Origin of the sequence: Halogeometricum sp. CBA1124 (assembly GCF_009741955.1) — an archaeon.
Lineage (GTDB): Archaea > Halobacteriota > Halobacteria > Halobacteriales > Haloferacaceae > Halogeometricum > Halogeometricum rufum.
On record NZ_WPCD01000210.1, the window covers coordinates 1 to 6496 of the forward strand.

7 protein-coding genes and 1 pseudogene are annotated in these 6496 nt (G+C 67.1%); 4 read left to right on the forward strand and 4 right to left on the reverse strand.

The genetic code is table 11. The annotated features are described in order from the left end of the window. Positions 1-180 precede the first annotated feature (180 nt). Positions 181-645, reverse strand: a complete 465-nt coding sequence (locus GJ632_RS18280) for a plastocyanin/azurin family copper-binding protein (protein ID WP_089806027.1) — start codon at positions 643-645, stop codon at positions 181-183. A gap of 147 nt (positions 646-792) precedes the next feature. Between GJ632_RS18280 and GJ632_RS18285 the strand changes: the two genes are divergently transcribed. Beyond that, positions 793-1494, forward strand: coding sequence for a protein sorting system archaetidylserine synthase (locus tag GJ632_RS18285; RefSeq protein ID WP_191453696.1), 702 nt, complete (start codon positions 793-795; stop codon positions 1492-1494). 99 nt (positions 1495-1593) lie between these two features. Here the strand turns inward: GJ632_RS18285 and ppk2 are convergent, their stop codons facing one another. Continuing rightward, positions 1594-2484, reverse strand: a complete 891-nt coding sequence (gene ppk2 / locus GJ632_RS18290; protein ID WP_191453697.1) for a polyphosphate kinase 2 — start codon at positions 2482-2484, stop codon at positions 1594-1596. A gap of 176 nt (positions 2485-2660) precedes the next feature. Beyond that, a complete protein-coding gene (locus GJ632_RS18295) occupies positions 2661-2936 on the reverse strand; it encodes a hypothetical protein (RefSeq protein ID WP_089806021.1) in 276 nt (91 codons plus the stop codon). Positions 2937-3124: 188 nt separating this feature from the next. Here GJ632_RS18295 and GJ632_RS18300 point away from each other — a divergent pair, with 188 nt between their 5' ends. Then, entirely contained in the window at positions 3125-3457 is a 333-nt protein-coding gene (locus GJ632_RS18300) for a helix-turn-helix transcriptional regulator (protein ID WP_191453698.1), read from the forward strand. Here the strand turns inward: GJ632_RS18300 and GJ632_RS18305 are convergent, their stop codons facing one another. Further along, on the reverse strand, positions 3458-4606 hold the full coding sequence (locus tag GJ632_RS18305) for an acyl-CoA dehydrogenase (protein WP_191453700.1): 1149 nt from the start codon (positions 4604-4606) through the stop codon (positions 3458-3460). 101 nt (positions 4607-4707) lie between these two features. On the opposite strand from GJ632_RS18305, the pseudogene GJ632_RS18310 reads away from it, so the two are divergent. Beyond that, positions 4708-5776 (forward strand): annotated as a pseudogene (locus GJ632_RS18310) (phytoene/squalene synthase family protein). A 130-nt stretch (positions 5777-5906) separates the two neighbouring features. Beyond that, on the forward strand, positions 5907-6496 hold a 590-nt coding region (locus GJ632_RS18315; RefSeq protein ID WP_191453699.1), incomplete at its 3' end, for a cytochrome c oxidase subunit 3.

The following is a 6496-nucleotide window of genomic DNA, read 5'->3' on the forward strand; positions in this document are numbered from 1 at the left end:
TCCCATTTGCTCACCGTCGGTACGCGCGTCGGCCAGAAGAGTCGAAGCCGACCGCGCCGAGAGTCGAAACAGACGCCCGAGAGTCGAAACAGACGCCCGAGAGTCGAAACCGATGCACCGAGAATCGAAACAGACGCGCAGAGGCGAGACCGGCCCGGAGCAGACGCGAGAGGGGGTTCGCTACGACTCGGTTCCCGTCTCGCTCCCGCCGTCCTCGACGACGACGGTGCCGACCATCCCCTGCGGTTCGTGGGGGACGCAGAGGTACTGATACTCGCCGGGCACCTCGAACGTGTGCGAGAACGACTCACCGCTGTCGATGAGGCCGCCGAGTTCGTTGTGGTAGGCGTCGCGGGCCGTCTGGGTGTCCTCGTACCCGCCGGTCGCGAAGAACTCGGCGTCGTCCGGGATGCCGTCGTCGTACGCGGTGACCGTGTGACCGCGCGAACTCGTGTTCCGCCAGACGACCGTGTCGCCCACCGAGACGGTGAGCGAGGGCGGCGTGAACGCGACTGCGGTCATCCCCACGTCGTAGTCGTCCTGTGCGGCCGAGGCACATCCGGCCAGTCCCGCGGTGGCGACGGAGCCGAGACCGGCGAGAAACCGACGCCGCGACGGCCCGTCGGCGCGTTGCCGTTCCTGCATGGTCGAACCTCGGGGGTCGAGAGCTAAATGCGCCGCGGTCGGCGCGTCGAAACCGACGGGCGGACTCGTCGCGGTCCGTGCGACCGCGGGTCGGTCGGTGGCGGCAGAATATAAACACGTAAAGCGTCGGTCGTCCACGCCGAGAGTATGAAGCCCCGCTTCGTCGGCGAGATGGGTCTGGCCGACGCGGTGACCGTCGCCAACGCCGCCCTCGGCTTCCTCGCGGCCGTCGCGGCGACGGTCGACGTCGCCCTCGCGGCGCGTCTCATCCTGCTGGCGGCCATCGCCGACGCCCTCGACGGCGTCGTCGCCCGTCGGCGCGGCGGGACGGCCGTCGGCGAGTACCTCGACTCGCTGGCCGACGTGGCCTCCTTCGGCGTCGCCCCCGCCCTCCTCGTCGCCGTCGCGGTCAGGGAGGCGTGGGCGTTCGACGCGCTCGGGGTCGGCGTCGCGCTCTTCGGGTCGGCGCTGTTCGTCGCCGCGGCGGTCACCAGACTCGGACTCTACACCGCCTACGACAGCGACCTCGCGGAGACGGAGGGCGTCCAGACGACGCTGGCGGCCACCATCCTCTCGGCGGGCGTCCTCGCGGGGTTCACCGACCCAGTGATCCTCGTGTCCCTCGTCTACCTCCTCGCGGCCCTGATGGTGACGACGATAACGTACCCCGACCTGCACGCGCAGGACGCACTCGTGATGGGCGTGGTGCAGGCCCTCGCGGTGCTCCTGACCGGCCCGGTCGGTCGCCGCCTCGTCGGTGACCTCGGCCGCGGATTCGCGTTCGGACTGCTGTTTCTCGCCCTCGCGTACCTGTTCCTCGGGCCGATGTTCTACTGGCGGCGCGACTGAAACGTCGGTTCCGCAGACCTCCTCGACAGTCGGCGGGCACCCCGTGTCGAACAGGGGGAGACGGTCGCCGCGTCTGTGCCGGACGTAGTCGAGACGGGTTCAGGACCGCTCGACGTCCGCCGCCGAGGGATTCGACCCGTACAGCGCGGGGACCCAGTTCTGGCTGTCGATCGACGGACGCTCGTAGTTCGGGTCCGTCTGTCTGTCGGGCAACTCGGTCGGTTCGGGCATGGTGTCCTCGTACTCGATCTGCGTGAGGAGGTGACTGATGCAGTTGAGTCGGGCGTGCTTCTTCACGTCGGCGTTGATGACGTGCCACGGCGACCCGTCCGTGTCCGTGTAGGTGAACATCGCGTCCTTGGCCCGCGAGTACTCGACCCACCGCTCTCGGGCCTCGAGGTCTATCGGGCTGAGTTTCCAGCGACGTTTCGGGTCGTTGCTGCGCTTCTGGAAGCGCCGTTCCTGTTCCTCGTCGCTGATGGAGAACCAGTACTTGACGAGGATGATGCCCGAGCGAGTCAGCATGCGCTCGAACTCGGGCGCAGAGCGGAGGAACTCGCGGTACTCTTCGTCGGTACAGAAGTCCATCACGCGCTCGACCGTCGCGCGGTTGTACCAACTCCGGTCGAACAGCACCATCTCACCGGCCGCCGGGAGGTGTTCGACGTATCGCTGGAAGTACCACTGGCTCTGCTCGCGTTCGGTGGGTTTGCCGAGTGCGACGACTTTCACCACCCGGGAACTCGTCCGGCGAGTGATTCGGTGTATCGTCCCGCCCTTGCCCGCCGCGTCCCGACCGTCGAACAGCACGACGACCCGCAGACCCTGGTCTTTGACCCACATCTGGAGCTTGACGAGTTCTTCCTGAAGCCGTTCCAGTTCCCGCCTGTAGTGCTTCTTCTTGATCTTGCCGCTGTCCTTGTACAGGTCCGCTTCGTCGACGGTGGTCAGTACGGACTCGTCGGCGGGCAACACCGGGTGTTCGGTCATCGGAGCCGTCCCGGAACCGCTTCGGTGCCGGTCGTCGATGCGTTCATGTCATCTGTATTAGTATCGCCGGTAATTAAGAGTATCACACCCGCGAGACGGCCGATATGGCATCTGTCGTCCGTCTCCCGTCGACCGAGGACCGCCTGCACCGGGGAGGTACCGCGCGATTCGAGACCCTACATCCCCATGTCTTCGGCGTCCTCGGGCACCGGGAGGTCGTGCGGCGAGACGCCGAGGAGTTCGGCCGCGTGGTCCAAGGCCATGTCGAACCCGTAGTAGCGTTCGAGTTCGTCGCCGTCGGCGGTCGGCCGCACCTTCAGCATCGCGTAGCCCTCGCGGTTCTGCGCGACGGCGGCGGTGGTCCCGCCCTTGTCGAACGTGAGGACGCGTTCGGTCCCGGTCTCGTAGTAGCGGGCGGTGATGTCGTTCGCCGTCACCTCGCTGTCGGTCATGACGGCCTCTAGGGAGGGCCGGTAATCGAAACTATCGGTTCGGAGACGGGCGGAGTCGGCGAGGACGAAGGACCCCACACCGTCGACGGGTCGGTCGCCGGCGGCCGTCCCGACGGCGGGGGCGTTCGCCGACCGGCGCGTCCGACCGCGAACGAAAGTGACGTGACCCCGTCGGCCGACCTCCCGGTATGTGGTTCCAGAGCGGTCGCCGCCGCGACCTCTGCGCAATCCTCTACGACGCCGGCGAACTCCGCGGGCAGAAACTGAAGACGCGACTGGAGGCGCACTACGAGACGCGACTCGACCCCCAGTCGTTCTACGGGACGCTCGACGCCCTCGTCTCGAAGGGCTATCTGGCTCGCAGAACGGAGGGAATCGCCGACGTGTACGAACTCACCGACCGCGGCGCGGCGGGCGTCGAGGCGCACTACGACTGGTTGACCGAACGGGTCGAAGGGGGCGAACGGCGGCGCGACGGTGAGAGCGCCGCCGCCGACGCGAACGCCGACGCAACGGAGTAGTTACCGTTCGCTGCGCAGTCGGTCGCCGATGGTGTTGCGCAGAATCTCGCTCGTCCCCTCGTATATCTCGTTGAGTTTGGCGTCGCGGTAGTAGCGTTCGGCGGGGAAGTCCTTCGTGTAGCCGTAGCCGCCGTGAATCTGGATGCCCTCGTTGGCCACCTCGCGGCTGATTTCGGAGGCGTAGAGTTTCGCCTGCGCGGCCTCCTTGACGTACGATTCGTCGCGAATCTTCAGGTCGGCCGCCTTGTGCATCAGCAGCTTCGCCGCCTGCACCTTCGTGTCCATGTCGGCGAGTTTGTGCTTAATCGACTGGAACTCCGCGATGGGCTGGTCGAACTGCTCTCGGTCGTCGGCGTAGTCGACGGCGTCTTCGAGGGCGGCGCGGGCGATGCCGATGGAGCGCGCGGCGATAGTGATGCGCCCGCCGTTCAGCGTCTTCAGCGCCTGTACGAACCCCTCGCCCTCCTCGCCGAGGAGGCGGTCTTCGGGGATGCGCATCTCGTCGAAGCGGAGTTCCGCGGTCGGACAGCCCTTGTCGCCGAGTTTGTCCTCCGTCCCCTCGACGACGAACCCGTCGTCCTCCTCGGGGCGCACGACGAACGAGGAGATACCCTTGTTGCCGGCGTCGGGGTCCGTCTTCGCGAACAGCGTCACCGTGTCGGCGACGGAGCCGTTCGATATCCACAGTTTGCCGCCGTTCACGACGTACTCGTCGCCCTCCTTCCGCGCCGTCGTGTCCATCGCGGGCACGTCGCTGCCGGCGCCCGCCTCCGAGAGGGCGAACGCGCCGACGTCCTCGCCGGTGTTCAGGGGCGTCAGGTACTCCCGCTTCTGCTCCTCGTTCCCGAACTCGTACACCATGTTGCCCGCCAGCGAGGTGTGGGCGGCGACGACGGTGCCGAGTCCGCCGCTCCCGCGGGAAATCTCCTCCAGACCGATGGCGTAGGAGTGGTAGTCGAGTCCGGCCCCGCCGTACTCCTCGGGGAACGGCATCCCCATGAGGCCCAACTCGGCCATCTCGTCGACCAGGTCGGCGGGGAACTCGTCGGTCTCGTCTATCTCCGCGGCGCGGGGCCGAATCTCCTCGTCGACGAACTCGGCCACCATGTCGCGAATCTGCCTCTGCTCTGCGGAGAGCGCGAAGTCCATACGTGAGTCTGTCATCGTCGTCACTTTACGTTGTCTCTCCGTCGGCGAGAACTGCCCCACGAGACTTTTTAATCCCCATTCCGTAGAGAGTTACACTCCGAATGTCTCAGCAGGATGAACGTCCCCAGGTCGACCGCACCGACCTCGAATGGTGTCACGAGGCGGTTCAGGGGGTCTCTCGCACTTTCGCACTGACCGTGGACGTCCTCGACGAACCCATGTCGTCTTACATCTGCGTCGGGTACCTCGTCTGCCGAATCGCAGACACCGTCGAGGACGCCTCGCACATCTCGCCGTCGGCGCAGGCGGACCTCCTCCGCACGTACGACGCGGTCCTCGACCCCGACGACGACACCGACGTCGAGGAGTTCGTGACCGCCGTCGAACCGCACCTCCCCGAGGAGATGAACGAAGACTGGCGCGTCGTCCGCGACGCCCCGCGAACGCTTCGCACCCTCGAAGGCCTCCCGGCCGACGTCCGCGAGGCGGTTCTCCCGCCGGCGCGCGAACTCGTCCAAGGGATGGCGAAGTTCGTCGAACGCTACGACGACACCGGCGGCCTGCGCATCCAGTCGCGCGAGGAACTCGAGGAGTACTGCTACTACGCCGCCGGCACCGTCGGCAACCTCATCACGAACCTCGTCACCCGCGGCGACATCGCCCCGGACCGCCGCCGGCGCCTCTACGACACCGCCGAGCAGTTCGGTCTCCTGCTGCAACTCGTCAACATCTCGAGGACGTGTACGACGACTACACCGCAGAGAACAACGTCTACCTGCCCGCGGAGTGGTTGCGCGCGGAGGGCGTCCCGCAGGAGGACGTCCTCGCCCCCGAACACGAGGAGGCGGCCTCCTCGGTCGTTCGCCGGACGGCCGAACACGCTTCGTCGTTCCTCGACGACGCGCAGACGTACCTGGAGACGGTGCCCGCCACGGACGGCAACACGCTGGCGGCGTGGGCCGTGCCGTTCCTGCTGTCGGTCGGAACGCTCCGCGAACTGCTGGCGCGTCCCGAGGACGCCCTCTCGAGACGGGCGTGAAAGTCTCCCGGAAGGAGGTGTTCGCCGTCGTCTCGGAGATGTCCGGCGACGGCGGGCGCGAGGCCCTCGGGGAGATGCGAGAGCAGATAGCCGCACAACCGTACCACCGCGCCCCGACGAGCGCGGACTGACGCGACCGGGGCGGCCTGCCGGTCGTGCGCGAATCGACTCCCGGCGACGACACCGAGTGCCCCACGGGGGACGCGCCCCGGCGGGCACGACTTGGGAGGATTTTTAGTAGTTCGCTGGTTACTCCCGTCCATGGGTACCGAAGAAGCACACGACGACCACGGGCACCACCTCCCCGCCGTGGAGGACTGGCCTCGCGGATTCGGTGAGGCGAGTTGGTGGCCGTTCGTCACTGCGGTCGGCGCGGCCGGCATCTACGCCGGTGCGGGTCTCTACATCCTCAGTCGCGGGGACAACGCCATCGTCGGTCCGATGGTCGGTCCCGGGGCCCTCGTCGGGAGCATCGCCATCTTCCTCGCCGGACTGTACGGCTGGACGTACCACGCGTTCGTGAGTCACTTCTGGTCGCGCGACGCCTCCGAGAAGGGCGCGAACAAGCTCCGCTGGGGGATGCTCGCGTTCCTCGGCTCCGAACTCAGCACCTTCGGCGCGCTGTTCGGCTACTACTTCTACATCAGGGCGGGCGAGTGGTCCGACATCTTCGTCGGCGTCCCCGAACTCGTCGGGTCGCTGGTGCTCATCAACACCGCGCTCCTGATCGCCTCGTCGTTCACGCTCCACTGGGCGCACGTCGCAATCCGCAAGAACGACCGGAAGAAGTTCCTCGGCGGACTCGCGCTGACGCTCCTGCTCGGCGTGGTGTTCATCGGCGGACGAGGTGT